This is a genomic window from Candidatus Poriferisodalis sp. (genome assembly GCF_965208895.1).
In the GTDB taxonomy this organism is placed as follows: domain Bacteria; phylum Actinomycetota; class Acidimicrobiia; order Acidimicrobiales; family Poriferisodalaceae; genus Poriferisodalis.
The window spans coordinates 1,597,528-1,623,606 of record NZ_OZ242363.1; the positions used below are offsets into that span (position 1 = coordinate 1,597,528).

Below are 26,079 nucleotides of genomic sequence, written 5' to 3' on the forward strand. Positions count from 1 at the left end.
TCGTTAGCTACGGTTCCGGGCGACCACCGAGTGGCTGGATCCGTTCACAGCCGGCTGAGACAGGGGAATCGACGATGGATTTGGGAATTTCAGGACGTACCGCGGCCGTGGCCGCGGGCTCAGCAGGATTGGGGCTCGGGTCGGCCAAGGCGCTCGCGGCCGAAGGCGTGCGCGTGGCCATCTGCGGCCGGGACTCTGAGCGCCTGGCCGCGGCGGCTGCGCAGATCGATGGCGACGTGCTCTCGATCACCGCCGATCTGGGCAATCCCAACGAGGGTCGCAGCTTCGTGGAGCAGGCCATTGCTGGGCTCGGCTCCGTCGACATCTTGGTGACGAACGCAGGCGGTCCGCCGCCGGGCATGTTCGACACCACCGAGATGGATGCCTACCAGGTGGCATTCGACATGAACTGCAAAGCCATGATCGAGATGTGCCGGGTGGCCATCCCACCAATGCGTGAGCGCGGCTGGGGGCGGGTGTGCGCCATCACCAGCGTCGGCGTGAAGCAGCCGATCCCGTTCCTGCTCGCCAGCTCGGTCGCACGGGCCGGCTTGACCAGTTTCCTCAAGCTCACCGCCCGAGAAGTGGCAGCCGACGGAGTGACGGTGAACTCAGCTCAGCCCGGTACGCATTGGACCGACCGGGTGTCAAAGATGATGGACCAAGAACAGGCCGGTCAGAGCAACCCGATGGGCGTCTGCGGCGACTCCGATGACTTCGGCGCCGCGGTGGCGTTCCTGTGCAGCGAGCAAGCCAAATTCGTCACCGGCACAGGCCTGCTCATCGACGGCGGCCAGGCCACCGGCCTCCTGGACTGATCGCGGAAGTCTCGGCTAGGAGACTCCGGCGGCTTCGAGTGCTCGGCGGGTGAGTACCCGGGCGAGGTGGTTGCGGTAGTCCGGCGTGGCGTTCAGGTCGGTGGGGGCTTCAGTGCCTTCAGCCGCCTGCTCGGCAGCATCGGCGGCCGACGCTCCCCCGGCCAGTGCGGCTTCGACCGCACCCGCGCGCAGCGGCGTGGAGCCCATGTTCACGAGCGCGACATTGGTCCCACCGTTCACCTTCACTGCGGCGACGCCCACGATCGCCCAGTCCTGGGCCCGTCGGTTGAACTTCTGATAGTTCCAGCCGTCCCCCGGCGCCTTGGGCACCCGGATCTCGGTGAGCATCTCGTCGTCGGCCAAGGCCGATTCGAAGTAGCCGGTGAAGAAGTCTCCAGCGGAGATCTCACGGCTGCCGTTCGGGCCCTGCGCGACGAGCGTGCCGCCCAGCGCCAGCACGGCCGCCGGCAGATCCGAAGCCGGATCGGAGTGCGCCAGCGAGCCGCCGATGGTGCCACGGTGGCGGACCTGCGGGTCGCCGACCTCGCCGGCCACGTGTCCCAGCAACGGGCACTCGGCGGCCAGCAGGTTGCTGGTCTCCAGCGCCCGGTGGCGTGTCAGCGCACCGATGGCGATGTGATCGCCGCCGTCGTTGATGTAGCTGAGATCGGTGACGCGGCCGATGTCCACAACCACGCTGGGTACCGCCAGGCGCAGCTTCATCATCGGCAGCAGCGAATGGCCGCCCGCCAGCAGCTTGGCCTCGTCGCCATGCTCGCCGAGCAGCGCTATCGCCTCTTGCGCGGAGCCAGCTCGTGCGTAGTCGAATGCTGCAGGAATCATTGCTGTACCCCCCTCAGTCCGATGTCTCGCCGGCGGCGCATGCCAGCACCGACTTGACGATGTTGTGGTACCCCGTGCAGCGGCACAGGTTCCCCTCCAGACCCAAGCGCACCTCGCGCTCGGACGGGTCGGGGTTCTCCTCGAGCAGCGATACCGCCGCCATGACCATGCCGGGAGTGCAGTAGCCGCACTGCAGCCCGTGGTTCTGGCGGAAGGACTCTTGCATCGGGTGCAGTTCGTCGTGCGACGGGGCCAAGCCCTCGATCGTCAAGATGTCCTCGCCATCGGCCTGCGCCGCCAGCATCGTGCACGACTTCACCGATTCGCCGTTCACGTGCACCGTGCAAGCTCCGCATGAGGACGTGTCGCAGCCCACGTTGGTGCCGGTCAGCCGCAAGTCGTCCCGCAGCCAGTACACGAGCAACGTGCGCGGTTCGACGTCGCCGCTGCGAGTCTCGCCGTTCACAGTGACGCTGATCTCCACAATGACCCCTCTTCTCGCCGGCCACGAGGCCAAGCGAATTCTTCGTCAATACCGAGTGAATGTCTACACGGTCCGCGGGCGGTGACAGTCTGCACGGCCCCCGGACGCTGGCGCGCACCATCATGCAACATCCAAGGACCACGCGCAGACACGGGGACCAGCGGTTCCCGAGTGCAGCAGTAGGTTGACGGCGTGACCGGCGAACGCGGCGCAGCGAGTGCTGACAGCACGCCTGAAGACGCGGGCGAACCGGTGCTGCGGGACACGCGTCGCTCGCTCCTGCTGCTCGCGCGTGACCTGTTCGCCCGACAGGGCTACCGCGGCACATCGATCCGGCAGCTCACCTCGAGACTCGACCTGACGCCGGCTGCGCTCTACTACCACTTCACCGGCAAGCAACAGGTGCTCGCTGAGATCTTGGCCCCGATGGAACGCGACGGCGAGACCATCATCGCCGAGATGGAGGACCTCGAGCGAACGCCACAGGCCATGCGCGAGGTGCTCGACCGCTATTTCGATCTGCTCGCCCACGACATCGTGGCCTTCCGTCTTGTGACCAAGGATCTCGATGTTCAGCGAAGCGCGGTCGGTCAGCGTCTGCGAGCCCAAGCCGCGGTCCTCTTTGCGTGGCTCACCGGGTCATCCCCCGACGTCGCCGATCGCATACGTGCTGCAGCCGCCGTGGGCACGATTCGTCTCTCGCTTGAGCAGAGCGGCGTGGACCTCGATGTGCATCGCGATGCGATCATCGGACGCGCCCTGCGCATCATGACCGACTAGGGGCTGAGCCGATCGGTCAGCGGTCGCCGTTGCCGAGCAGATGGGCTACGCCGGGCAGCGGCCACGCCGGCGGCAGCGTGACGACCTCGGCGGGATTCACGTTCAGGCGGTACAGGGTGTCGCCCTCGCGCACGAGCGAGAGTTGCTCACGCGCAATCCGCTCCACGACCACCGGGTCTTGGGCGTCCGCGACCTGAGTGGCCAGGTGCGCCGTCTGCGCCTGCAGCCGTTCGAGCGTGTCGGCGGCATGGTCGATGTTGCGCCGCTGCGAGTTCAGCGACTGCCAAGGAAACAGCAGCACCGCGAGCAGGCCGACAGCGCTCACCACGATCACCAAGCCGACGAGCATCGCCATGACCCGGGGCCGCCCCTCCCGGCGGCGGGAGCGCGTCGGCGCGCTGGCGGGCGCCTCGTTCACGGACGCTGGGCTCACGGGCTTGGGTTCATGAACTCTGGGTTCACGGGCTTGGGCTCATGAGCCTCGGGCGAGCGAGCTGCCTCCGCGATAGGCAGCATCGTCGCCGAGCTCGTCCTCGATGCGCAGCAGCTGGTTGTACTTGGCGACACGATCGGAGCGGGCCGGCGCGCCAGTCTTGATCTGCCCGCAATTGGTGGCAACCGACAGATCGGCGATGGTGGTGTCTTCAGACTCGCCTGAACGGTGCGACATGACCGCGGTGTAAGCCGACCTTCCCGCCATCTCGACAGCGTCGAGCGTCTCGGTCAGCGTGCCGATCTGATTGACCTTCACCAGGATGCTGTTCGCGACGCCGGCATCAATGCCGCGCCCGAGTCGCTCGATGTTCGTGACGAAGAGGTCGTCGCCGACGAGCTGTACCCGGTCGCCCAGGAGATCGCCGAGCCCGGACCAGCCCTCCCAGTCATCCTCGGCCATGCCGTCCTCGACCGAGCAGATCGGGTAACGGTCGCACAGGTCAGCGAGGTAGCCCGCAAAAGAGGCAGCGTCGAGTTGTCGGTCCTCGCCGGCCAGGGTGTACAGGCCGTCGGCGTAGAACTCAGTGGACGCCACGTCGAGCGCAAGCGCCATGTCGACGCCGGGCTCGAATCCGGCCTCGGAGATGGCTTCGGTCAGCAGTGCCAGCGCGGCCTCGTTCGAGGACAGGTCCGGGGCGAATCCACCTTCGTCGCCGACCGCCGTCGACAGCCCTCGCGAGCGCAGAACGCGACGAAGGACATGGTACGTCTCGGTGCCCCACCGCAGCGCCTCGCAAAATGATGCCGCGCCGACGGGGACGATCATGAACTCCTGCAGGTCCACGTTGTTGTCGGCGTGCTCGCCGCCATTGATGACGTTCATCATCGGCGTCGGCAGCACATGCGCATTGGCCCCGCCGACGTGGCGATAGAGCGGCAGACCCAACGCCGCCGCCGCGGCGTGTGCCGTTGCCAGCGAGGCTGCCAGTACTGCGTTCGCCCCCAAGCGAGCCTTGTTCATGGTGGCGTCGAGCTCGATCAGCGTGTGATCCACCCCTCGCTGATCGACAGCATCGAGACCGGCGAGCGCCCGGGCGATCTCGCCGTTCACATGCCCCACGGCAACGGCGACGCCCTTGCCGCCGTACCGCTGCCCCCCGTCGCGCAGCTCGACGGCCTCGAACTGGCCCGTCGAGGCGCCAGAGGGCACGATGGCCCTCCCTACAGCGCCGCCCGCGGTGCGTACCTCGGCCTCGGTCGTGGGATTGCCTCGGGAATCCAGAACTTCCCGGCCGGTCACTTGAGCGATCTGTGTAGACGCGCGCGCTGTCACGCCATGCCACAGTACCGAAGCGCGCGGCGGGCGCGACCAGCGCTGCGCACCGATGCCTAGGCGGTGCGCGCCGTGCGAGCCCTTATGCGGTCTGCTCGGGCCTCGCGCTCAGCGGCCTTGATCGCCTCCCACTGCACCGAGAGCTCGTCATCACTGGGCTCAGGAGCATCCGGGTCGCGCAGGAAGACATGGGGATGGCGGCGCCGCATCTTGGCCTCGACGGTCTCGAGCACCTCAGCCAGGGTGAACGTTCCCGCCTGCTCGCCGATCGCGGCATTCATCATGACCTGCAGCAGCACGTCGCCGAGTTCTTCGACCAGGTCCTCGATCGCGGTGGCCAACTTGGCTGCGTCGCCGCCAAGGGCGTCGGCGGCAGTCTGCAGTACCTCAGCCAGCTCCGAGGCCTCATCGAGCGCGTACGGCGCGAGCGTCGCATGCGTCTGGGCCCGGTCCCACGGGCATTCCTGACGCAGCCGGGTTATCACCTCGTGGAGTGAAACGAGCCTCGGCCCGAGTTCCGGTCGGGGGTCGGCGGAATGCTCAGCGGCCATCGCGACCCCCGCACCGGCACCTCACGGCAGCAACGGCATCGCCACCCGCAGGTTGCCGACGTTCCAGTTGCCGAGTTCGGGAGCGACCTCCACTTCATAAGACGACATGATCTCGGTCAGCACGTGACCCGCGAACGGCCCAATCGAAGAGAGATCGGTCGCATCGGTTCGAAGCTCATCCAGATGCAGCACCACCCAGATTTCGCCGGTCGGGCTCGCTGCGGACGGCAGCAGCAGCGGCTCGGACAGCTCCCCCGGCGCCAGCGCCAAGAGGGCCAGCGTCAACTCCTGGCCTATGCCCAGATCGAAGGGCCGAGCGCAGGCGATGACACCATCGGCCTCGGTCAGGTCGGGCAGGTTGACCGCAGCCGCAACGTCACCAAAGGGTTCACCGGCCTGCACGCGCTCGGAAGCTGCAAAGGCGTCGATCTCAGTCGTCAAGGTGAGCGCACTCACACAGTGGGGCGTCGCCAGGCGCTCGATGCTGGGGTCCTCCTCGACGGCGCGTTGCTGCGCAAATTCTTCGAACGGACCCTCGAGGTGCGCTTGGACCTGCCCGTTGATCTCCGCGTCCGACAGGGTGATGTCGACCCCGAAGCCCAGTGCATCCAGTGCCGCGCCCGCCAGGCGCAACTGAATCATGGATGTCAGCCGGGATGCGTATTCCTCCTGGGTCGGGTTCTCCGGGTCGTCCATGAGCGTGACCGGGGAGTCCACGAGGTTCGCAAGGACATCGCCGACCAGCACCTGCCCGCCCGGGAAACTCGCCGCGACGGCGGCACTGTCGGAGAGCAGCGCTCGGTACGCGGCTTCTTGGACCGCTCGCGCGGCATCGCGCTCGGCCCGCTCGGCCTCGAGCTGAGCTTCCTCGGAGGCCCGCTCAGCTTCGAGCTGAGCTTCGCGTTCAGCAGCCTCGACCGCATCCCGCGACACCACACCGTCGTCATCGGTGTCGGCTGCCTCGACGATCTCGGGGTCGAGCCCCGTTTCGATGGTGACGACGTTCCCGTCGTCGCTGCACGCGAACGACGCGAGTACCAGCGCTGCGAGCAACACAGCTCGTCGAATCATGGAATTCCCCCCGGCGCGCACTGCGGGCAGGCTAGGTGGTAGCCGCTTCGGCCACGGGTTCGCCCTGTGCTTGCCACTCGGACTCGCTTCGCTCGCTGGCCGCTCGGGCCGGGGGCTCAGCCTCTCGCCGGGGGCCGCAACTGCTGGCAGAACGAGAACAGGTGCCCGACCGTGGCCGGGTTCAACGCGCGAACCGACAGCTGCACCTCGCTGCCGCCTGCACCTGCGTCCGCCTTGTAACGCGCCGCGCTGAAGGGCGTGCCTGCGCAGATGCGCCGCATGCGCAGTTCCTCGCTCGCTGTCAGCGTGAGCGGCCCCAAGCGCACCCGCCCGCCGTCGTGGCCGGGAGCGAACGCCACAGTCCGCATGCCGAGCCGGTGACATTCGGCGCGCAGCAGCGCAATGTGCAACAACGTCCGCGCGGCATCTGGGATCGGTCCGTAGCGGTCGGTCCATTCAGCTTCGATGTCAGCTACCTCGACGAGCTCGGTGACAGCACCGAGTCGGCGGTACGCCTCGAGGCGGCCTGTCGCGTCGGCCACGTAGTCGTCGGGAAGGTGTGCGACGAGCGGCAGGTCGATGACGATTTCGGCCGGCTGTTCGGGCGTCTCGCCGCTCAGGGAGGCAACTGCCTCGCTGACGAGTTCGCAGTAGAGGTCGTAGCCGACGGCGGCGACGTGTCCCGACTGCACGCCGCTGAGCAGGTTCCCGGCGCCGCGCAGCTGCAGGTCGCGCATCGCAATGCGGTATCCCGAGCCCAGCTCGGTGGATTCGCCGATCGTGCGAAGGCGCTCGTAGGCCTCCTCGGAGAGCGAACGGCCTTCAGGGTGAAACAGGTATGCGTAGGCACGCTGCCCCGAACGGCCCACACGCCCTCGGATCTGGTGCAGCTGCCCGAGGCCCAGCAGATCGGCGCGATCCACAACCAGCGTGTTGACGCTCGGCATATCGATGCCCGACTCGATGATGGTCGTGCACACCAGCACGTCGTAGGCACCTTCCCAGAAGTCGATGACTACCTGCTCCAGCGTTCCCTCGTCCATCTGGCCGTGTGCCACGGCGATGCGCGCCTCGGGCACCAGTTCTGCCAAGCCCGCCGCCACCACGCCGATGTCGGCGACGCGGTTGTGCACGAAGAACACCTGGCCTTCGCGCAGCAGCTCCCGCCGGATGGCCTCGCTGACGGCACGCTCGTCGTAGGGGCCGACGTGGGTGAGGATCGGCTGGCGTTCGGCCGGAGGAGTCTGCAGCAGCGACAGGTCCCGAATGCCCGTCAGCGTCATCTCCAGCGTGCGCGGAATGGGCGTGGCCGTCAGCGTCAGCACATCGACCTCGGCGCGCAGGTGCTTGATCGCCTCTTTGTGGCTCACGCCGAAGCGCTGCTCCTCGTCCACCACCAGCAGGCCCAGATTCTTGAACTTCACGTCGCCTGACAGCAGCCGATGCGTGCCGATCACCAAGTCCACCGTGCCGTCGGCGACACCGGCGACCACCGCTCGCTGCTCGGCGGGCGTGAGGAATCGGCTGAGCACCTCGACGCGCACAGGATGGTCGGCGTAACGCTCCGCGAACGTCTGGTGATGCTGCTGGGCCAGCAGCGTCGTCGGCACCAGCACGGCTGCCTGCTTGCCCGCACTTATCGCACAAAATGCCGCCCGTACCGCCACCTCCGTCTTGCCGAAGCCGACATCACCGCACACCAGGCGATCCATCGGTGTGGGCTCGGACATGTCCGCCAGCACCTCGTCGATCGTGCGGCGCTGGTCGGGCGTCGGCATATACGCGAAGCTGTCGGCCAGCTCGGCCATGCCCAGGCCTTCGGGATCGAATGCGTTGCCCGACGTGGTGATCCGTCGCTGGTACAGCACCACCAGCTCTTGGGCGATCTCGGCTACCGATGCGCGCACCTTGGCCTTCTGGCGCTGGAAGTCGCTGCCGCCCATGCGGCTGAGCCGGGGCGTCTCCCCGCCGATGTAGGGGCGGATGAAGTCGATCTGCTCGGTGGGCAGGTAGAGCCGATCGGTGCCCCGGAACTCCAGCTCGAGGTAGTCGCGCTCATCACCGCCGAAGGCCCGCCGGACGAGCCCGGCATAGCGGGCAATGCCGTGATGGTGATGAACGACGAAGTCGCCGACGCTGAGATCTTCGAACGACGACGTGACGCGGGTGCGACGTCGAGCTGCACGATGAACGCGGCGGCGACCGGTGAACTCTGCTTCGGGCAGCACCGCAACCCCGGCTGCGGGCGCGATGAAACCCTGTTCGAGCGGTGCGACCACCACGTGACCGCCTGGCAGCGGGGCGAAGCTTGAGGGCCCCGAATGCAGGTGCAATGGGACTTCTTCCGCACCCAGCGCGTCAGCGAGCCGAGCAGCCGAGCCGTCGCCTTCGGCAGCCACGACGACAACGGATCGCGCCGCGCTGTCTCCGACTTGTCCTTTCGCTCCGGTCACCAGCCGGCGGAGCTGGGACACCAGGCGGCCGGGATCGCCGGCGGCGGGCACCCATGGCTCGGTGGCGATCTGCGGCCCAGGATCGCCCTGCGCTGTGGGCGCTGCGGTGGAGTCCACCGACCACACCGCGGCTTCGCAGCGAGCCAGCAACCGGTCGAACGCAACGTGCAGCCGGGGGAATGCCGCGCCAGCAGCGTCGGGGCCATTCTCGTGGTGATCGCCCGAGTCGCCAGGACTCCGCAGGCCCCACGTCACCGCCAGCGAACGGGTCAGATCGTCGGTTTCTGCGGTGATGTCGGCAGCTCGGTCTGCGAGCCGCCGCGGCTCGCACAGCAACACCAGCGCATCGGGGCCGAGCAGGTCCGGCAGCACGATCTCATCGGGAGCGAGCCATGGCAGCCACGACTCCATCCCGTCGAACAGCTCACCCCTGCTGAGGCGCTCCATGTGCTCGCGGCACCACGGTTCGCCGATTGCCAGCGCTGCGGCACGTTCCCGCATGGCAGCATCGGGACGCATCTCGCGCGCCGGGTACATCTGCGTCTCTGCAAGCTCTGCGACCGAACGCTGATCGGCGATCGAGAACTCCGTGAGGCGGTCGACCTCGTCGCCCCACAGGTCGATGCGCACCGGCATCTCGGCCGTCGGGCAGAAGACGTCCACAATCCCGCCGCGCACTGCGATCTCGCCGCGATGCTCGACCTGATGCTCACGGCGATATCCCCAGGCCACCAGCTGCGACACGAGTTCGCCGAGGTCGCACCGATCGCCTCGTGTCACGCGCATCACCGACGCTGCTGGGGCAACTGCGTCGGGGCTGAGCCGCTGCAGCAGCGCTCGAATCGGAGCGACGATCACCTTGAGGTCGCTCTCGCTGGCGCGGGTGGGGGATCTCAGCCTCTCCAGCGCTGCCAGTCGGCGGCCCATCGTCTCGGTCGCCGGGCTCACTCGTTCGAACGGCAACGTTTCCCACGCTCCGAACAGTGCTACGTGTTGCTCCCCGAGCCAGGTGCGGAGGTCTTCGGCGTAGCGCTCGGATTCATGGGCCGTCGCCGTCACCACCAAGACCGGCAACCTTGATCCCAGTGTCGCCAAGCCGGCGGCGACGAACGGCCGGGCTCCCTCGGCGACGGCAATCGAACCCGACGCCCGGCCCAGCATCGACACGAAACCGCTGTCGTTGGCAAGTCGCTCGGTCAGCACCCGCAGCGGCGCTGCGCCCGCCGGGCCTGCCGAGCTCACTGCGGGTGGGGATCGGGTCCCCGCCGCCGGGCGTTCGCGACGTTCATGGCCGCCTCGATGCCGTCGCGCACCAGCACCTCCAGCCCCGCTACGGCACGGTCCAGCGCCTCGTCGATCAGCAGCGCCTCGGAGCGCGCCGGCCGCTGCAACACCCACTTGCGGCCGGCTTCGGGCCGTGGCGGCTTGCCGATGCCGATGCGCAGCCGCACGAAGTCACGGGTCCCGAGCTGGTTGGCGATCGATGCCAAGCCGTTGTGGCCGGCGATCCCCCCGCCCGCTTTGAGCCGCACCTGCCCGGGCTCGAGGTCGAGCTCGTCATGGACGACGACGAGCTGCGACGGCTCGACGATGCCATGACGCTTCACCAGCACGCCCACACTGCGGCCGCTCTCGTTCATGAACGTGGTCGGGCAGGCAAGCGTGACGCGGCGCTCGCCCACCGTCTCCTCCCCGACGCGAGCGTGCTCGCGCCGCTGCACCGCCAAGTCGCACTGAAGCGCCGATGCCCACCGTTCGGTGGCCTCGGCCCCGACATTGTGACGGCTTCCCCCATAGCGCTCCGGAGGATTACCGAGACCCACCACCAGCCAGTCTGCGGCTGTTCCCCGCCGCGCGGCCGCCCGACGGAACACAGACACCGGGTCGGTCAGTCCTCGTCGGCGGCGGCGTCGGCGGCGGCTTCCTCAGCGTCGATGAGCTCGCCTTCTTCGTCGATCTGTTCGGCGGCAACGGCAGCACGTGTCCGCTGCGCAATAGCCACGAGCGTGTCGCTGTCGAGCAGGCTCACCATGCCCTCAGGCAGGGGGAGATCACTGACGCGGACCGGGTTGTCCAGCGAGAGCGTCTCCACGTCGACGTCGAAGGCCGGCGGGATCACACCCGCAGGCGACTCGACGTGCAGCGACATCAGCTGCTGCTGCACCACCGCACCTTCGCGGCCCGCTACCGCCGCCTCGCCGACGAGGCGAATCGGCACGTCCACCACCAGCCGCTCGTCGAGGGAGATCAGCAGGAAGTCGACATGAGTGACGCGGTTGGCGATCGAATCGCGCTGCATGTCCTTGACCATGGTGAGATGGTCCTTGCCGTCGACCTCGAGGGTGATGATCGCGTTCGGACCCGCAGCGTTCAGCGCAGCCCGGAACCGCAGGCGGTCGAGCGTGATCGACACGGGATCGCTGCCGTGGCCGTACATCACCGCGGGGATCTTGTCGGCCGCGCGCAGGCGCCTCGAGGGGCCCGTGCCGGTCGCGTGACGGGGCTCGGCGATGAGCTTCAGCTGTTCCATGCTGGCACTTTCGGCAGTTGGGCCCCGTCAGCTCACGAGCTCTCGGGTGACGGGCGTCGAGTCGATCAGCGACGAGGAAGCCTACGGGTCTCAGAAGAGGTTCTGGCCGTCGAAGATCTCCGACACAGACGCGTCTTCGAACACCGACTCCAAGGCATCGGCGAATACGCCGGCAACGCTCAGCACGACGAGCTTGTCGAACTGCTTGGAGCTGGGAATCGGCACCGTGTTCGTGACGATGACCTGGCTCAGCGAGGAGTTCTTCAAGCGGTCCACGGCGGGTTCGGAGAACAGTCCGTGCGTGCTCGCACACATCACGTCGGACGCACCGTTGGCAACCAGCGTCTCGGTGGCCGAGCAGATGGTTCCGGCCGTGTCGATCATGTCGTCGATGATCACGCAGGTGCGGCCCGCTACCTCGCCCATGATGCCGAGCGCCTCGGACTCGTTGACGTTGTCGGTTGCGCGGCGCTTGTAGATGGATGCCACGTCGCAGCCGAGTCGGGTCGCGTAGCGCTCGGCCACCTTCACGCGGCCGGTGTCGGGCGACACGATCACCGAGTCGGGCCCCATGACGTCGGACAGGTAGTCGATGAGTACCGGCGCCGCCGTCAGATGATCCACCGGACCGTCGAAGAAACCCTGGATTTGGCCGCTGTGCAGGTCGATCGACACCAGGCGCTCTGCGCCCGCGACGGTGAACATGTCGGCGAGCAGTCGCGCAGTGATCGGTTCGCGGCCCGCGGCCTTGCGGTCCTGGCGGGCGTAGCCATACAGCGGCGCGACCGCAGTGATGCGCTTGGCTGATGCACGCCGGGCGGCATCCACCATGACGAGCTGCTCCATGATCGCGTCATTGAGACTCATGGTCTCGCAGGCGGCGTGACTCTGGATGATGAATACGTCGCCGCCGCGAATCGACTCCGCGAACTTGCACTTGATCTCGCCATTGGCGAAGTCGATGAGCCCGGGGTCGCCGAGCTCCACGCCGAGCTGGGAGGCAATCTCGGTAGCCAACTCAGGATTTGCTCTGCCGCTGAAAAGGTGCAAACGCTTCTTGGTGACCAGCTCCATTGCATGTTCCTTCCTCAGCGGTGCGGGGGGCGCCGTGCTCGACGCAGACGCGCTCGAAGCAGCACTAGCTGAGGGCTGGGCGGAACGCTCGGCAATGGGTTTTGGCGGCATGTTCAGCAGTCCGGCGACAGTCCGAGACTACCCGACTGCCTTGGCAGAACCCCGGGGTTTCCTGGCGCTCACGGGCCGCTGGGGCCACGGCTTCGCCTTTGGGACGTGAGCACCGCCTCGCAGGCCGCCAGTTGATCGGTGTCGTTCACGCCGAGCGCTTCGGTCGGGTCGGACATCGTCACGGTCGCGACCGACTGCCCACTGCGTGCGAGCAGGCCGATCGCATCGGTGAGGTAGTACTCCCCAGCCGCGTTTGCCAGACGGAGCCGAGGGAGCACCTGACGCAGCTTTGCGACGTCGAAGCAATACATGCCGGCGTTGATCTCATTGATCGCTACTTGCGCAGGCGACGCATCACGTTGCTCCACGATGTCGACCATGCCGCCGGCGCGCACGATGCGTCCATAGCCGGTCGGGTCGTCGAGGTGTGCCGTCAACAGGCTCGCGGCTGCGCCTTGTTGCCGCCGCACTGAAGCGAGCTGGGCCAACGTGGCGGTCCGCAGCAGGGGCGTGTCGCCTGGCAAGACCACGACATCGGCGGCTGCGGGGCGCTCGCCGAGAGCGGACAGCCCGACGCGGACCGCATCGCCGGTGCCGAGCTGTTCGTGTTGGGTGGTGAATACGACTTGGTCGGGCTGGGGGGCGCGCGCGCCCACCTCGGCTCGCACCTGATCTGCCCCATGTCCGACGACCACGACGATCGGGCCCGCGTCGATGCCTGCCAGGGCGTCGAGCACACGCAGCACCATGGCGCGGCCGGCGACCGGGTGCAACGGCTTGGGCAGGTCCGAGTCCATGCGAGTGCCGGCACCGGCTGCCAGCACGATCGCTGCGCAGGCCGGCTTCACCGAACCTGGCGTCATCAGGTCTGGCGCCATCGTGCCGCTTCGACGTGGGTATGGCGGGGTTCGGGGAGGAGGACTCGAACCTCCATTGCCGGGACCAAAACCCGATGTCCTACCAATTGAACGATCCCCGATAGCGCCTGTCACCGCAGGCGGCTTGTCTGTGGTTCGAGGGTAGCGACCTGCCCGAAGGCCACGGTCAGGAATTTCTGCTGCAGCCGGTTCACGCCTCCGTGTATCCGGCGCCGGCTCGAGCAGGTCACACAGGACCGTGTGGCGCAGCCCCGAGCGACGGGTTCTCGTGGGATGCCGCCCCTCAGGCGCTAGCGTGCGGTGCCTCATGGGATCGCTGGTCAAGAAGCGCCGCAAGCGGATGCGCAAGAAGAAGCACCGCAAGATGCTGCGGCGCACGCGCTACCAGCGCCGTAACCGCTGATTTCGGACCCTCCCGCCATCACCGGTACCATGCGACGAGCGCCGTAGCGCCCTCGCAGCGGAAGATCTGTCCTATGTTCACCAGCGTCAGAGCGTCCAACTACAAGGCGTGGCGCGCAACCGGCGACATCGACCTTGCGCCGGTGACGGGATTCTTCGGGGCCAACAGCTCGGGCAAGTCGAGCCTGCTGCAGCTCTTTCTCTTGTTGAAGCAGACAGTTCAATCTCCAGACGCGAGCAAGATCCTCGACCTCGGAGGCGACTCGAACGCGTTGGTGTCAGTGGGCGGGTGGCGAAACCTCGTCTTCGGGCGCTCCAGCTACCAATCTGTCGAATTTGGTTTTCGTTGGGTACCGAGCCGAATCAGTGCCGTCGACATTCCTGAAGTCGACGATTTCCTAGTTATGCTGCCGACACTCGCATTCAATACTGAGTTGCGGGTGTGGCCGGACAGCGCGTTTCTGAGTCGCCTCAACTACGAGTCTGATCAATTCGACGTGAAGTGGATACGAAGGCACGCCCTCGGCGACCAGGTACGAGTCTCTCTCGAAGCAACCCGGAACGATAAAGAGAACTTCTTGCGGCGCTTGGAGGGAGCGAAGCCGGGCTTGCCAGCGCCGATCCATTGCTATGGCTTTCCAAATGAGCTCGTTGGACGTTTCGAGAACGCGGACTTCCTGCGCGACCTGCACTTGGAATTGGAACAACAGTTCGAGAAGCGTCTCTTCTACCTCGGCCCGCATCGAGATCGGGGTCAGCGCCGATACGCATGGCAAGGCGGGAGACCGGCCGATGTCGGTCCGAGTGGAGAGCGCACCGTCGATGCGCTGCTGGCTTCGCGCTACCGCGGTCGAAATAACGTCGCCTTACTAGCATCGGATGGCAAGCCCGAGGAGTTGATTTCGGTCGAAGAGCAGGTAGCGCGGATGCTGCGCGATGTCGGGTTGGTCTCGGAATTCAGCGTCGAACGCGCCTCGGAGGGTTCTGAACTCTACCGCGTGAAGGTCCAACTGTCGCGAGATTCCGTGCCAGTCGACCTGACGGATGTGGGATTTGGCGTTTCGCAATTGCTGCCGCTGCTGGTCCTGCTCGCGTATGTGCCCGAAGGTTCCACGCTGCTGCTCGAACAGCCCGAGATGCACTTGCATCCGCGGATCCAATCCAAGCTCGCCGACGTGCTCATTGACCTCACCAAGACGCGCAAGTTGCAGATCATTCTTGAGAGTCACAGCGAACACCTGCTGATGCGAATGCAGCGACGCACTGCTGAACAAGAGATTCCGCACGGGCATGTGGCGCTCTACTTCTGCGAGAACAACGGCGTCGAGTCAAGCCTCTCGCAGCTTCAGCTCGACGAGTGCGGCTCCATCGGCAACTGGCCAAAGGACTTCTTCGGCGACGCGATGGGCGAGACCGCAGCGATTGTGTCGGCGGGCTTGCGACACCGCGCCGAGACGGAGGCATGACCGCGTCTGTCGTCGACACCAATGTGCTCTTGGTGGCAAATGGCGCAAACGACAAGGCCAATGCCGAGCCAGGAGCAGCCTGCCGACTCTCGGCGATCGACTCGCTTGTCGAAGTCACCGAGCGGCACACGCTCATGCTTGACCGAGGCGACGAGATCCTCGATGAGTACAAGAAAAAGTGCAACTACTCGGGACAACCAGGCGTAGGAGACCAGTTCTTTCGCTGGGCGCACCAGAATGCGGCGAGTCTCACCGCAGTCGAACTCACGGTGCATCCTAACCGACGCTTCACAGAATTCCCTGACGACCCGAGGCTCGCGCCGTTCGACTGGGATGACCGCGTGTTCGTTGCCGTCGCGGTTGCCGGTCCGACGCCGAATCGAATCCTGAATGCGGTCGATTCGGACTACCGCAATCATCAGCACGCCTTGCAGCAAGCCGGCGTCACCGTGGAAGAGCTTTGCCCAAGCCTCTTGACGGGGCCGTGAGCTCAAGCACACTTCGCGCGTCCGATATCAACTCGTACATGGGCTGATATGCGAAGAGCCGAGACCCGCAGCCGCCACGGATCTGCGCGACGCTCACAATGCCCCGACCGCGACTCGGCCGACGACTTGACCACCGAAGATGCGGCCTCCAACGACACGGCCCTCATCAACCACATCGGTATCAGCGGGCCGTTCACTGGGCCGTCCGCCTGAGCGAGGCCCGAGGCCCTCCCAGTCCACTTGCAGCGTCGGCCACAGGCGGTCCACAGCGATCCGAAGATCGCCCAACAGGTCACTTGGCCAGTCGCCCGTTGACTGGGCGACGATCACTGTCCAACGAGCGCCAGAGCAATCAAGAGTCAACATGCAGCGCTCGCCAAAGCGATGTGGACTGCCAAGGCGCCAAAACAGGATGTCCGACGCTCCCTTGTCAAGCGGCGAGTGCGTGGGGCTGCTTTGGGGTCTGTTCGTCGCGCCACATTCGTCGGATGACTCGGTTGGCGAGTTTTGGATGGACCAGCAGCGCAGGCCAGGCTGAGCAACGTGGCAATCAAGACGAGACCAGACAAGCGGCGGAGAACACCACCGGTGGCCGTCGCCACGGCGTCCTGATGACCAGTCAGTCGTAAGCACCGACTGAGTCTTGACCTTCGAGGGAACTGACCTCGACTCCATCGAGGACGCGAGGTCCCGATCATCGAGAGCATCTGATCGGCGACGACGGCCAATTGCGAAGTCCGCCGATGCCCACTTCGTTCCGGGTGCCGACGAAGGCAAGGCACTCGCTCGGTCGCTCGGCTTGGGCCGCCACCAGATCGATGGACATTCATGCGCCTCTCGTCAAAACAGGTGCCTACAGACGCCCCACGGCGCGGACGCGCGTTGGCCCAATTCCGCCGCGTAGTACCAGTTCCGCTAGCGATGAGCGATCGTAGGGGGCTGGAACGAACCAGGTGCTGCCGCTGCCGGCGAGTTGCGGTGAGCGCCCGTTGGCGGCGGCGAGTTCGTCACGCCAGGCGGTGAGCTCGGGGTAGGCGGCCAGCGCCGCTGGTTCGAGGTCGTTCGAGTTCTGGCCCGGCGGGCCGCCCAGTTCATCCCATGTGCGGTACACCGTGGCGGTGTCGACACTGATCGGTGGCGTCCACAGCACGAAGGACTCATCGCGGAACGGGAGCGGTTCGATGATCTCGCCGATGCCTGTGACGTGGGCACGGCCGCCAACGAGGCAGAAGGCGATGTCCGCGCCCAACGTTGCCGCCTGTTGCGGGGTGACGAGCGCGGGCTCGCCAGCGTCAGTCGACGGGTCCGCAGACTCGTTCGGTTGCACAGATGACGGGCTGTCGGACGCTTCAGATATGGCGCTTGGACGCGGATGCTCGCTGGCCGTGAGGCGATTGGCCCAGCGCAGCACTGCCGCAGCGTCAGCCGATCCCCCGCCCAGCCCGGCACCGGGCGGGATGCGCTTGCGGATCTCGACATGGGCAGTGCGGCCTGCCAGCTCGAGCGCCCCGATGACGAGGTTGGAGCGGTCGGCAGGAATGTCCCAATCGGGTCGATCTGCGCCGACACCTCCGTCGCCGGGCAGCCGCACGACCTCGACGGAGGACTCCGAGCTGGGGTGCACGATGACCTCGTCGCACAGGTCCAGCGTCACCATCTCGGCATCGATGAGGTGATAGCCGTCGGCCCGGGTGCCGGTGATGCGCAGCCGCAGCGTCAGCTTGGCCGGCGCCAGCAACCGAGTCGGTTCAACGTGGGAGGCCGAGCGCTCCGCCACGGCAGCCTCAACCCTGGGTCTGGGCTGCGAGAGACACCTCTGCGAGGCGCGTCCACTGTGCGAGCCCGAGCTGTACTGGACCGCCGGATCTGGGCCGCCGGAGTCCGTGATCAGTGTGAGAGCGCAGCAACGCGTGTCGCGTGTTGTTGACCGCAGCGCTAGCGGGCATCTGTGTGCGTGAAATCATCGGCGGAGAAATACTCCGCTGCGGGGACTGCGGTCATTCGGTCTGAGATCTTGTAGCGGAGGTTGCCGGGATAGACGACGCAGAGCGCGTCGAGCGACAGGTCGCGAAGCGCTGCTGTCATGGAAGGCGTGCGGCGCGGCGCATCCGCTCTCTTGATCTCCACGCCGATTCTGCGGCCCTTCACGAACATCAGCAGGTCCAGTTCTGCACCGCCGTGCGTTCCCCAGAAATGGGCTTGATCCGGGTGCGCTTCGGCGATCGTCTTCTCCAGGACAAAGCCTTCCCATGACGCGCCGAGCCTGGGGTCGGTGAGCAGTTCGTCCATCGTGCTTGTTCCGATGAGGTGATGGAACAATCCCGAGTCACGGAAGTAGAGCTTCGGACGCTTGACCTGCCGCTTGCTGAGATTCTCGTGCCAAGGACGCAGCTGTCGGATCAGAAAGAGCTGTTCGAGCAGGTCGAGATAGCGCCGTACTGTGGTCTCGCTGATGCCCAATGCGGTCGCGAGTGCGCGGACGTTGACCATCTGGGCGTGGTAGTGCGCCAGCATCAGCACCAGGCGATGGGTCACTGGCGCGGCGAGTCCGGCGCCGAACTGCGGCAGGTCGCGCTCGACGAACGTCTGCACGTAGGACTTGCGCCAGCTCCGGCTGTCCTCGTCGCTGCCGGCGAGCAGAGACCGGGGAAACCCGCCGCGCAGCCACAGCGTCCCCAAGTGGTCCCCGCCGAGCTCGGCTGCCTGCAGCCCGGTGAGTTCGAGGTACTCGATGCGCCCGGCCAGCGACTCGGCGCTCTGGCGCAGCAGGTCGGGGCCGGCGCTGCCCAGCACCAGGTACCTCGCCGGATTTTCATCACGATCGGCGAGAACCCGCAGGATCGGGAACAGGTCAGGGCGTCGCTGCACCTCATCGATGACCACCAAACCGGTCAGCGGCACGAGCGCCGTCATGGGTTCGTCGAGCCGCGCAAGACTCAGAGGGTCCTCGAGGTCGAAGTAGTTCGGCGAATCGGCCGCAACGAACTGACGAGCAAGCGTCGTCTTGCCGCACTGCCGAGCGCCGACGAGCGCCACGACCGGGTTCCGCCGCAGCGCGTCCTCGAGGAGCGGCGAGATGGCACGAGGCAGCGGCGCCGAACGCATACCTTGAAAATACACAGTCGGCTAGCCACTTTGCAAGGTCGCGCAGGCTTCGAGCGTCGGGTGCCTGGCCGATGGTGTGCGCCGGTATTCCGTGTGCGCCACGGAACGCCGGCAGGGCTTCGCTGGCACCGACAGGCGCGAGGACGAACCCGGTGTGATTCACCTCCAGGCCCCGCGCCGCAAAGCCCACGGGTTCACCAACTACACCAACTTCGAAGCCCGCGGCCTGCTACTAACCTGACCCCCACACCGAGCCCAGCAGCCCAAATCCCACAAATTCGCGAAGGCTCGAATAATCAGGGTTAAGTCACATTCCTCCGGCCGGCTGGTGCGCGCCCCCGGCGCGAAACAGGCCGACAGATCGTTTTGAAGGCACGAAACCAGCGAAGCGCGGAGCCCGACCCGCGCCCGTCGAGGACACAACCACTTTCATGAGTGCAAAGGGTCTGATAGTGTCTAGCCATACAAGTGGCAATGACCGAGGGTCAGGGACAGTGACTAGCGAAAATAGGAAGAACTTCGGGACGAAATCACATGAACGATAAGAACGTACATCATTGGCAACGGCCAATAGTCTTGGCATTGCTGGCAGCGACCTCCGTATTGGCATCATATCGACGCCAGCACGCAGCGCGGACGCAACAGTTGCACCGAAATTACCTGCAATGCAACACGCCTTTCCCAATGATCAACCAGTGTTCTTTGAGCAAACCAGCGGCACCGCAGCTTGGGATTTTGTGAAGGGAAGCCAAACTTTGACTAAAGACGGCATGACGCTAACGCGTCGTGTTGAGGCTTGGATCTCACCTGACGGTCGCTATCGAGTTCAAACAACCTCCTTGGATGGATCTGGAGCGTATGAAGAAGTGGCATACGATGGGCATGGCAATCAACTCATCAAGATTGTGAGTAACGCTGGAGCTATTCCCAAGTACGCAGTAGTAGCCAACACCTTGCACTTCGCAATCTCCGATACACCGAAAGCGACTGAGAAATGGACCACTTCTGTGCACGGCCAGCAGCTGATGAAAGAGTCCAAGTGGAGTTCTGGCTCCCAATCAGTCAGTTATCAAGCGGACGCGATAACGCCGCATCGCGGCGAGGCAGCAGCGCTAATGGTTGAAGTCCCGGCTGGAGCAGTGGTCGGAGACGCAAGCAGCGCCTTTTCTCATCAATCCTTTGATTTTCTCAGCGGTGATGCGCTCCTTTCGGGTCAGCAAGGTTCGGCTTCGCACGGCGACATAACCTACAATCTGTTGGGCGATAAGTGCATGACGATGCGAAACTACCGAAATACATCCACGCAATATTTTTCGGCTAGTTCGAGACGAACATCAAACCTTTCGAAAGACCATGCGTGTCGCTGGGTCGATGTGAGCGCCTGGGAATTCGGTTTTCTGAATGGCCATTGCGTCGCCGGACCGGTTGGTTTCGGCCCGACGGATAAGAACTGGAGTAGCTGGTCGGGTTATGCTAACGTAGCCTATTGGTCTAAGAAACACGGTAGTTCAAGGATAGCAGCCTGCTCACGCCATGCCGCTTGGGACCAGTACTGGTGGCAGCATGTCAGCTGGGAGCATTTTCCAGCTGCTATTCCTGGCTAAGGATCCGCCGCGGGTCAAGTCGCGCGAACGATTCCGTCGATTGCCAAGTGCTACGTGGGATTCCCGTGCGCGAACCCCTCGACTTGAGTCAGGGCGGACCCTAAGTTGACGCAGATTCAATGAATCGGAATTGCAGATTCTCTTGGGCACCATTGGTGCTCATATCTATATTGTTGGGCTCATCGTGCTCTGGCAATAATGTGATCGATGAATCGAATACGGAGCCTTCCAAAATTGTAACAGGTGTGATCGATTCCGAAGGAACTGCACTGAGTGCTGGCACCGCAATCGCTGTCGATGAGAGCAACCGTGACCAGCCAGAATTTGCAGCTGACGCTGACATGGGAGACGTTGAGGCAAAGTCCAATATCGCGCTAGATTCAACAGTTCGGGTTGACGGGTCGGAAGCGGCGTTCATATGGTTAGCAAATACAGGCCTCAAGAGCGATCAAGATAGTACAGCTTGGACTGAGCGTGTCAATCGTGCCTGTGCGGCACCGATTTGGGAGGCTCCTTCAGCGGAGATGCTAGCTGAAATATTCATCGCAGAGGACGGCGGAGATCCGTATAGCCAGTCACCATTGTATGATGGTCTTGATCAGAGAGGTGCTGCCATATGGACTCTTTGGACGCTCGCACACAGTAATCGAGGCTGCTTACACTTGTTTCCCATGAGCGCCACATTTGTCGAGAACTGGTTGAACCAGACAGGTTTGCGTGGGCCGTACGATCTCAGCATCTGGGCAGAACGAGTTGAGCGCGCTTGCGACATCGTCGAGTCCGCGTCCAAGGCTTGGCGAGACTTGGCGATTGAATTCGTTGAAGCCGACCTCGGTGACCCTAACGACCCAGCGTTGGTAGATCGAGCGGTGGAGGCGCTCCAGATAATGGCTCGAGGACCAGGCGTCTGTTCATGACGAGACCACTGAGGCACGCGCGCCCATGAGCACCACGACCGGGTTCCGCCGCAACGCGTCCTTGAGGAACGGCGAGATGACACGAGGCAGCGGTGCCGAACGCACACCTTGAAAATGCACAGTCGGCTAGCCACTTTGCAAGGTCGCGCAGGCTTCGAGAGTCGGGTGCCTGGGCCGAATCGGCGCAGTGCTGGGGGACGGACACTCAGCCACGCCAGCGTCAACCCCGGATCCGGGTTGCGAGTGATGCCTCGGCGAGGCGAGTCCACTGTGCGAGCCCGAGCTGTTCCGGGCGGTCGGTCGGTTCCACCCTTGCGGCACGGAGCGTCTCGTCAGCGTCGTCAAGGGCGCGCCGCAGGGTTCGGCGCAGCATCTGGCGGCGGTGCGCGAACGCCGCCGTCACGAGCCGGTTGACCTCGGCACGCAAGCCCGGCGTCATGGACGGGGGACGACGGGTGATGCGCACCAGCGCGGACTCCACGTCGGGGCGGGGGTAGAAGACCGTGGCGGGTACCGCGCCGGCCAACTCGGCATCGGCGTAGGTCGCCACTCGCACCGACACCGCGCCGTACGTGCCGCCCCCCGGGGCTGCCGCAAGTCGCTGAGCGGCCTCTTTTTGGCACATCACCAGCATCTGGGTCACCGCCGGCACGTCTTCGAGCACCGTCAGCACCAGCGAGGTGGCGATGTTGTAAGGCAAGTTCGCGACGAGATGCCAACCGGCCCCAGGCAGCAGCGCGCCCCAGTCCATGCGGCGAGCGTCGGCGTGCACCACTGAGAGGAGGCCAATCGGGTCACCGGCCTTCCCATCGGCCACTTCGGTTGCCGTTGTGCCAGCCAAATGGCCCGTCACTTCCTGCAGCAACGGCACGAGCCGTCCGTCGGTTTCTACCGCCACGACCTCAGCGCCGGTCTCGGCCAAAGCCAGCGTGAGCGAGCCCAGGCCCGCGCCGATCTCGACGACGCGATCACCGGGCCCCACTCCTGCCAGTCGGGCAATGCGGCGCACCGTGTTGGGATCGACGACGAAGTTCTGACCCAGGCTGCGGCGCGGCGCCGCGTCGGCCCTGCCCAGCAGCTCCTTGACCGCGGGCAGGGTCAGCAACTTGCCTGTCATGAAGACATGCGCGAATTGACGGACCCTCGCGTCGGTGGAACCGATGTTTCCCGCTCTGGCTCGCTGCGCTCGCGGGCCGCTTGGGCCGCGGCTTCGCCCTGTGTTTCCCGCTCTGGCTCGCTGCGCTCGCGGGCCGCTCGGGCCGGGGGCTCAGCCTCTCGGGCGTCGGTTGGACCATCAGATTCGCCCAGACCGAAGATGCGCACCGCATTGGCGGTGGTCTCTGCGGCAACCTGGCTCGCCGGGATGCCGCGCGCGGCAGCGACCGCCTCGCCCACGAAACGCACCCAGCTCGGACGGTTCTGCTTGCCCCGCATCGGCACGGGCGCCAAGTACGGCGCATCGGTCTCGATGAGATAGCTGTCGGCGGGAACGAGTGCAGCGGCGTCGCGGATCTCGCCGGCGTTGCGAAACGACACGATGCCGCTGAACGACACCGACGCGCCTCGCTCCAGCGCCCCGCTGGCTTCGTCGGGCCCGCCGGTGAAACAGTGGAACACGGTGCCCTCGGGCACGCCCTCGGCGTCGAGCACGTCGAACGTGTCTTCCCAGGCGTCGCGGCTGTGGATGACCAGCGCCAGCCCATAGCGGTGCGCCATGGCGATCTGCGCAGCGAACGCCTCACGCTGGCTGGCCCGGTCGGAGTGCTCGTAGTAGTAGTCGAGCCCGCATTCGCCGATCGCCACCGGCGAGTGACCGGCCGCTATCAGCTGCTCCAGCTCATCGAGAGCCGCAGGGCCTTCATCGGCATCGTGGGGGTGCAGCCCGATCGTGGCGGCGACACCCGTCAGCGTTCGGGCCCGCTCCAGTGCAGCGACACTGCGGGGGACATCAGTGCCGATGTCCACCAGCCACGCGACGCCGTCCTGATGGGCCTCCGCGACCAACTCGGCGCCGCCGTCCCACAGGTGGCAGTGACTGTCGACCCAGACCTCGGCTTGCGGTGATGGGTTCATCGTGCGGGGTTCATCGCCTGGAAATCACTTCAGGCGCGGGAACAGCGGCTCACCGGTCACCACCGCCACGCCGCCGGGGTAGCCCCCCCACGTCGCGGCCTCAGGCAGGCGCTGATCGGCCACCGAGCCCTCCATGCCGATGCGCCGCCACACCTCCTCGCAGCCCCGCGGTGTCGCCACCGATGCGAGCACCGCCACGATGCGCAGCGCTTCGAGCGCATCGCCCAGCACGGCATCTACCTCGGGTCCGGGATCTTGCTTCCACGGCTGGGCCGCTTCGAGCATGGCGTTGGTCTCGCGGATGATGCGCCAAGTGGCGTCGAGGGCCTCTGAAGGCGCCAGCCGCTCCCAGGCTTCTGCGGTGTCGGCGAAGCACTCGGCCACAGCACTGGCCAACGGGCTGTCGGGGCGAGGCGCCGGGCCGACGCCGTCGCACTTGCGACTGACCACGGTGGCAACCCGGCTCATGAGGTTGCCCAGGTTGTTGGCCAGGTCCGCGTTGTAGCGGGCAACCATCCCCTCATAGGAGAAGTCGCCGTCGGGGCCGAAAGGCTGATCGTGCAAGAAGTGGTGCCGTACGCCGTCGCTGCCGAAGTCGTCGACGAGGTCTCCCGGCGCGATCTGGTTGAGCGCAGACTTCGCCATCTTCTCGCCGCCCACCAGCAGGAAGCCGTGCACGTGCACCCGCCGGGGCGGCAGCACGCCGCCGCTCATCAGCATCGCCGGCCAGTACACGCAATGGAACCGGAGGATGTCCTTGCCGATCAGGTGCACTCCTGGCCAGCGATGCGCGAACTGGTCGTCGTCGCTGGCGTAGCCCGCGGCGGTGATGTAGTTGGTCAGCGCGTCGAACCAGACGTAGGTGACATGCTGCGGATCCCAAGGAACGCGTATGCCCCAGTCCAGCGATGTGCGGCTGATCGAGAAGTCCTGCAGGCCGCCGCGGATGAACCCCAGCGCCTCGTTGCGCTTGGTCGCCGGCACGACGAAGTCGGGATGCGCTTCGTACCAGTCCAGCAGGGGCTTCTCGTAGCGGCTGAGCGCAAAGAAGTAATTCTCCTCAGTGACGTGCTCAGCAGGCCGGCGGTGGATGCGGCAGTTGCCGTCGTCGAGATCGTCGTCGGTGTAGTAGGCCTCGCAGCTCACGCAGTACAGGCCCTCATAGGTCTGCAGGGTGATATCGCCGTTGTCGTAACAATCCTGCAAGAGCTGCTGCACCGAGTGGTGATGGCGGGGCTCGCTCGTGCGGATGAAATCGTCGTTGGAGATGTCGAGCTGGCGCCATGCCTCCTGGAAGCGCACCACCGTGCGGTCTGCCCACTCGATGGGCGTGCAGCCGTTTTCCTGTGCCGCCCGCTGGACCTTGAGACCGTGCTCGTCGGTGCCGGTCAGGAACATGACGTCGTCGCCGCGCAGACGATTCCAGCGGGCAATCGCATCCGCGGTGATCGTCGTGTACGCGTGCCCAATGTGGGGGGCGTCGTTCACGTAATAGATCGGCGTCGTGACGTAGTAGGAAGCCACGCCTGCAGGGTAGTGAGGGGCGACGCAGCCGCCCTCAGAATTCTGTCGGCCTGCGCTTCCCCGTTGCGCCCGCGGCGAGGGCGGCGGCTTCTGCTTCAGCGATCCGGCAGGTCGCAACGTCGCAGAATCCGCCGCCGCCCTCGCCGCTATTGCATCTGGTTATCGAGTGCGCGGGCCAGTTCGGTGGAGATGTCGTAGGTGCGGTTGCGGCCCACACCCAGTCGCTGTGCGACGGCTGCTACAGCGTCGCGGGCGCTGCTGCCGGCTGCCAGCTCGCGGTGCAGAGCCGCTCGAATCTGCTCATCGGACGGGGGTTGGGAGATCGCCGGGCCCACCACCACGACGATCTCGCCCTTGGGCGGCTCAGCGAACCTGGCGGCCAGCTCGCCAAGCGTGTCGCGCACCACCTCTTCGTGCATCTTGGTGAGCTCCCGCGCCACTGCCGCGGGCCGCTGCGCGCCGCAGGTCTCGACCAGGTCGGCGAGCGTCGCGCTCAGGCGCTTCGGGGATTCGAACAGCACGACCGTGCGAGGTGAACCGGCGATCTCGGCAAGCCGCGTCGAGCGGGCGTTCCCGCTGCGGGGCAGAAAGCCCTCCATGGTCCAGCGCTGCGCCGGCAGGCCTGAGACAGCGAGGGCGGCGACCGGTGCAGAAGGACCGGGCACCACGCTGACGGGCAGACCTGCCGCCGCGACCGCCCCCACCAGGCGCTGCCCCGGATCGGAGATCGTCGGCATGCCCGCGTCGGTGATGTACGCAGCGGTCTCCCCCGCAGTCAGGCGCTGCACTATCTGCGCGGCGACGGCGGCCTCGTTGTGTTCGTGCATCGCCACCAGCGGCTGCCCGCCGATGCCCAGCCGCTGCAGCAGCAGGCCGGTACGCCGGGTGTCCTCGCAGGCCACGAACGACACCGCCGCCAGTACTTCGACCGCCCGCGGGGCGATGTCCGCGAGATTGCCGATAGGCGTGGCCACCAGCCACAGCCGAGCTTGCCCTGCTGCGGCAGCGCCCGCCTGATCGGTCATGCACCTAGGCAATCAGGCTGTGCCAGCGCCGCCACGCTCAGAGGCTGAGCCGATAGGCGAAGCCGTGGCCCGAGCGGCCCGTGAGCGCAGCGAACAAGAGCGGGGGACAACAGG

At 65.8% G+C, this 26,079-nt stretch carries 24 protein-coding genes and 1 tRNA gene; 6 read left to right on the forward strand and 19 right to left on the reverse strand.

What is annotated here, in order from left to right:
* The first annotated feature begins 74 nt into the window (after positions 1-74).
* Positions 75-818, forward strand: coding sequence for an SDR family oxidoreductase (locus ACOGJB_RS07180; protein WP_419840128.1), 744 nt, complete (start codon positions 75-77; stop codon positions 816-818).
* A 15-nt stretch (positions 819-833) separates the two neighbouring features.
* Here ACOGJB_RS07180 and ACOGJB_RS07185 read toward each other — a convergent pair whose 3' ends face one another.
* Both ACOGJB_RS07185 and ACOGJB_RS07190 read right to left on the reverse strand, forming a co-directional pair.
* Positions 834-1,661: an FAD binding domain-containing protein gene (locus tag ACOGJB_RS07185; RefSeq protein ID WP_419840129.1), complete on the reverse strand. Its 828-nt coding sequence runs from the start codon at positions 1,659-1,661 to the stop codon at positions 834-836.
* A 13-nt stretch (positions 1,662-1,674) separates the two neighbouring features.
* Positions 1,675-2,145, reverse strand: coding sequence for a (2Fe-2S)-binding protein (locus ACOGJB_RS07190; RefSeq protein WP_419840130.1), 471 nt, complete (start codon positions 2,143-2,145; stop codon positions 1,675-1,677).
* 192 nt (positions 2,146-2,337) lie between these two features.
* Between ACOGJB_RS07190 and ACOGJB_RS07195 the strand changes: the two genes are divergently transcribed.
* A complete protein-coding gene (locus ACOGJB_RS07195) occupies positions 2,338-2,925 on the forward strand; it encodes a TetR/AcrR family transcriptional regulator (RefSeq protein ID WP_419840131.1) in 588 nt (195 codons plus the stop codon).
* 16 nt (positions 2,926-2,941) lie between these two features.
* On the opposite strand, the gene ACOGJB_RS07200 is transcribed toward ACOGJB_RS07195, so the two are convergent.
* From ACOGJB_RS07200 to ACOGJB_RS07245, 10 genes are all read right to left on the reverse strand, one after another.
* Positions 2,942-3,358 carry an FtsB family cell division protein gene (locus ACOGJB_RS07200; RefSeq protein ID WP_419840132.1) on the reverse strand — a complete coding sequence of 139 codons (417 nt, stop codon included), beginning with the start codon at positions 3,356-3,358 and terminating at the stop codon, positions 2,942-2,944.
* Between the two features lie 39 nt (positions 3,359-3,397).
* Complete coding sequence (gene eno / locus ACOGJB_RS07205; protein WP_419840133.1) at positions 3,398-4,693, reverse strand: phosphopyruvate hydratase; 1,296 nt, start codon at positions 4,691-4,693, stop codon at positions 3,398-3,400.
* Positions 4,694-4,749: 56 nt separating this feature from the next.
* Positions 4,750-5,244, reverse strand: coding sequence for a MazG nucleotide pyrophosphohydrolase domain-containing protein (locus ACOGJB_RS07210; RefSeq protein WP_419840134.1), 495 nt, complete (start codon positions 5,242-5,244; stop codon positions 4,750-4,752).
* Between the two features lie 21 nt (positions 5,245-5,265).
* A complete protein-coding gene (locus tag ACOGJB_RS07215) occupies positions 5,266-6,315 on the reverse strand; it encodes a hypothetical protein (RefSeq protein WP_419840135.1) in 1,050 nt (349 codons plus the stop codon).
* Between the two features lie 116 nt (positions 6,316-6,431).
* A complete protein-coding gene (gene mfd / locus ACOGJB_RS07220; protein ID WP_419840136.1) occupies positions 6,432-10,010 on the reverse strand; it encodes a transcription-repair coupling factor in 3,579 nt (1,192 codons plus the stop codon).
* The gene (pth, locus tag ACOGJB_RS07225; protein WP_419840137.1) at positions 10,007-10,648 is read right to left on the reverse strand and encodes an aminoacyl-tRNA hydrolase; all 642 of its coding nucleotides are present in this window, start codon (positions 10,646-10,648) and stop codon (positions 10,007-10,009) included. Before pth ends, mfd begins: the two co-directional genes overlap by 4 nt.
* Before the next feature lie 8 nt (positions 10,649-10,656).
* The gene (locus ACOGJB_RS07230; protein ID WP_419840138.1) at positions 10,657-11,298 is read right to left on the reverse strand and encodes a 50S ribosomal protein L25; all 642 of its coding nucleotides are present in this window, start codon (positions 11,296-11,298) and stop codon (positions 10,657-10,659) included.
* Positions 11,299-11,388: 90 nt separating this feature from the next.
* A complete protein-coding gene (locus tag ACOGJB_RS07235) occupies positions 11,389-12,372 on the reverse strand; it encodes a ribose-phosphate diphosphokinase (RefSeq protein ID WP_419840139.1) in 984 nt (327 codons plus the stop codon).
* A 179-nt stretch (positions 12,373-12,551) separates the two neighbouring features.
* Entirely contained in the window at positions 12,552-13,361 is an 810-nt protein-coding gene (locus ACOGJB_RS07240) for an NTP transferase domain-containing protein (protein WP_419840140.1), read from the reverse strand.
* Positions 13,362-13,390: 29 nt separating this feature from the next.
* Positions 13,391-13,462: transfer RNA gene (locus tag ACOGJB_RS07245), tRNA-Gln, on the reverse strand.
* 206 nt (positions 13,463-13,668) lie between these two features.
* On the opposite strand from ACOGJB_RS07245, the gene ACOGJB_RS07250 reads away from it, so the two are divergent.
* From ACOGJB_RS07250 to ACOGJB_RS07260, 3 genes are all read left to right on the forward strand, one after another.
* Positions 13,669-13,764 (forward strand): 30S ribosomal protein bS22, encoded by a 96-nt coding sequence (locus ACOGJB_RS07250; protein ID WP_323671112.1) that lies wholly within the window; start codon positions 13,669-13,671, stop codon positions 13,762-13,764.
* Between the two features lie 142 nt (positions 13,765-13,906).
* Complete coding sequence (locus ACOGJB_RS07255) at positions 13,907-15,229, forward strand: AAA family ATPase (protein WP_419840141.1); 1,323 nt, start codon at positions 13,907-13,909, stop codon at positions 15,227-15,229.
* A complete protein-coding gene (locus ACOGJB_RS07260) occupies positions 15,226-15,717 on the forward strand; it encodes a hypothetical protein (protein WP_419840142.1) in 492 nt (163 codons plus the stop codon). Before ACOGJB_RS07255 ends, ACOGJB_RS07260 begins: the two co-directional genes overlap by 4 nt.
* Before the next feature lie 93 nt (positions 15,718-15,810).
* On the opposite strand, the gene ACOGJB_RS07265 is transcribed toward ACOGJB_RS07260, so the two are convergent.
* The 3 genes from ACOGJB_RS07265 to ACOGJB_RS07275 all read right to left on the reverse strand — a co-directional run bounded on the left by ACOGJB_RS07265 (position 15,811) and on the right by ACOGJB_RS07275 (position 18,822).
* Positions 15,811-16,083, reverse strand: a complete 273-nt coding sequence (locus tag ACOGJB_RS07265; RefSeq protein ID WP_419840143.1) for a hypothetical protein — start codon at positions 16,081-16,083, stop codon at positions 15,811-15,813.
* Between the two features lie 487 nt (positions 16,084-16,570).
* Positions 16,571-17,494, reverse strand: coding sequence for a 4-(cytidine 5'-diphospho)-2-C-methyl-D-erythritol kinase (locus ACOGJB_RS07270; protein WP_419840144.1), 924 nt, complete (start codon positions 17,492-17,494; stop codon positions 16,571-16,573).
* Positions 17,495-17,652: 158 nt separating this feature from the next.
* The gene (locus tag ACOGJB_RS07275; RefSeq protein ID WP_419840145.1) at positions 17,653-18,822 is read right to left on the reverse strand and encodes an ATP-binding protein; all 1,170 of its coding nucleotides are present in this window, start codon (positions 18,820-18,822) and stop codon (positions 17,653-17,655) included.
* Between the two features lie 557 nt (positions 18,823-19,379).
* Here ACOGJB_RS07275 and ACOGJB_RS07280 point away from each other — a divergent pair.
* Positions 19,380-20,426 carry a hypothetical protein gene (locus ACOGJB_RS07280; RefSeq protein WP_419840146.1) on the forward strand — a complete coding sequence of 349 codons (1,047 nt, stop codon included), beginning with the start codon at positions 19,380-19,382 and terminating at the stop codon, positions 20,424-20,426.
* A 1,137-nt stretch (positions 20,427-21,563) separates the two neighbouring features.
* Here the strand turns inward: ACOGJB_RS07280 and rsmA are convergent.
* The 4 genes from rsmA to rsmI form a co-directional block, all read right to left on the reverse strand.
* A complete protein-coding gene (gene rsmA, locus ACOGJB_RS07285) occupies positions 21,564-22,460 on the reverse strand; it encodes a 16S rRNA (adenine(1518)-N(6)/adenine(1519)-N(6))-dimethyltransferase RsmA (RefSeq protein ID WP_419840147.1) in 897 nt (298 codons plus the stop codon).
* Entirely contained in the window at positions 22,457-23,416 is a 960-nt protein-coding gene (locus ACOGJB_RS07290) for a TatD family hydrolase (RefSeq protein WP_419840148.1), read from the reverse strand. Before ACOGJB_RS07290 ends, rsmA begins: the two co-directional genes overlap by 4 nt.
* Positions 23,417-23,440: 24 nt before the next feature.
* On the reverse strand, positions 23,441-24,940 hold the full coding sequence (locus ACOGJB_RS07295) for a class I tRNA ligase family protein (RefSeq protein ID WP_419840149.1): 1,500 nt from the start codon (positions 24,938-24,940) through the stop codon (positions 23,441-23,443).
* A gap of 146 nt (positions 24,941-25,086) precedes the next feature.
* Positions 25,087-25,965 carry a 16S rRNA (cytidine(1402)-2'-O)-methyltransferase gene (rsmI, locus tag ACOGJB_RS07300; RefSeq protein WP_419840150.1) on the reverse strand — a complete coding sequence of 293 codons (879 nt, stop codon included), beginning with the start codon at positions 25,963-25,965 and terminating at the stop codon, positions 25,087-25,089.
* Positions 25,966-26,079 lie beyond the last annotated feature (114 nt).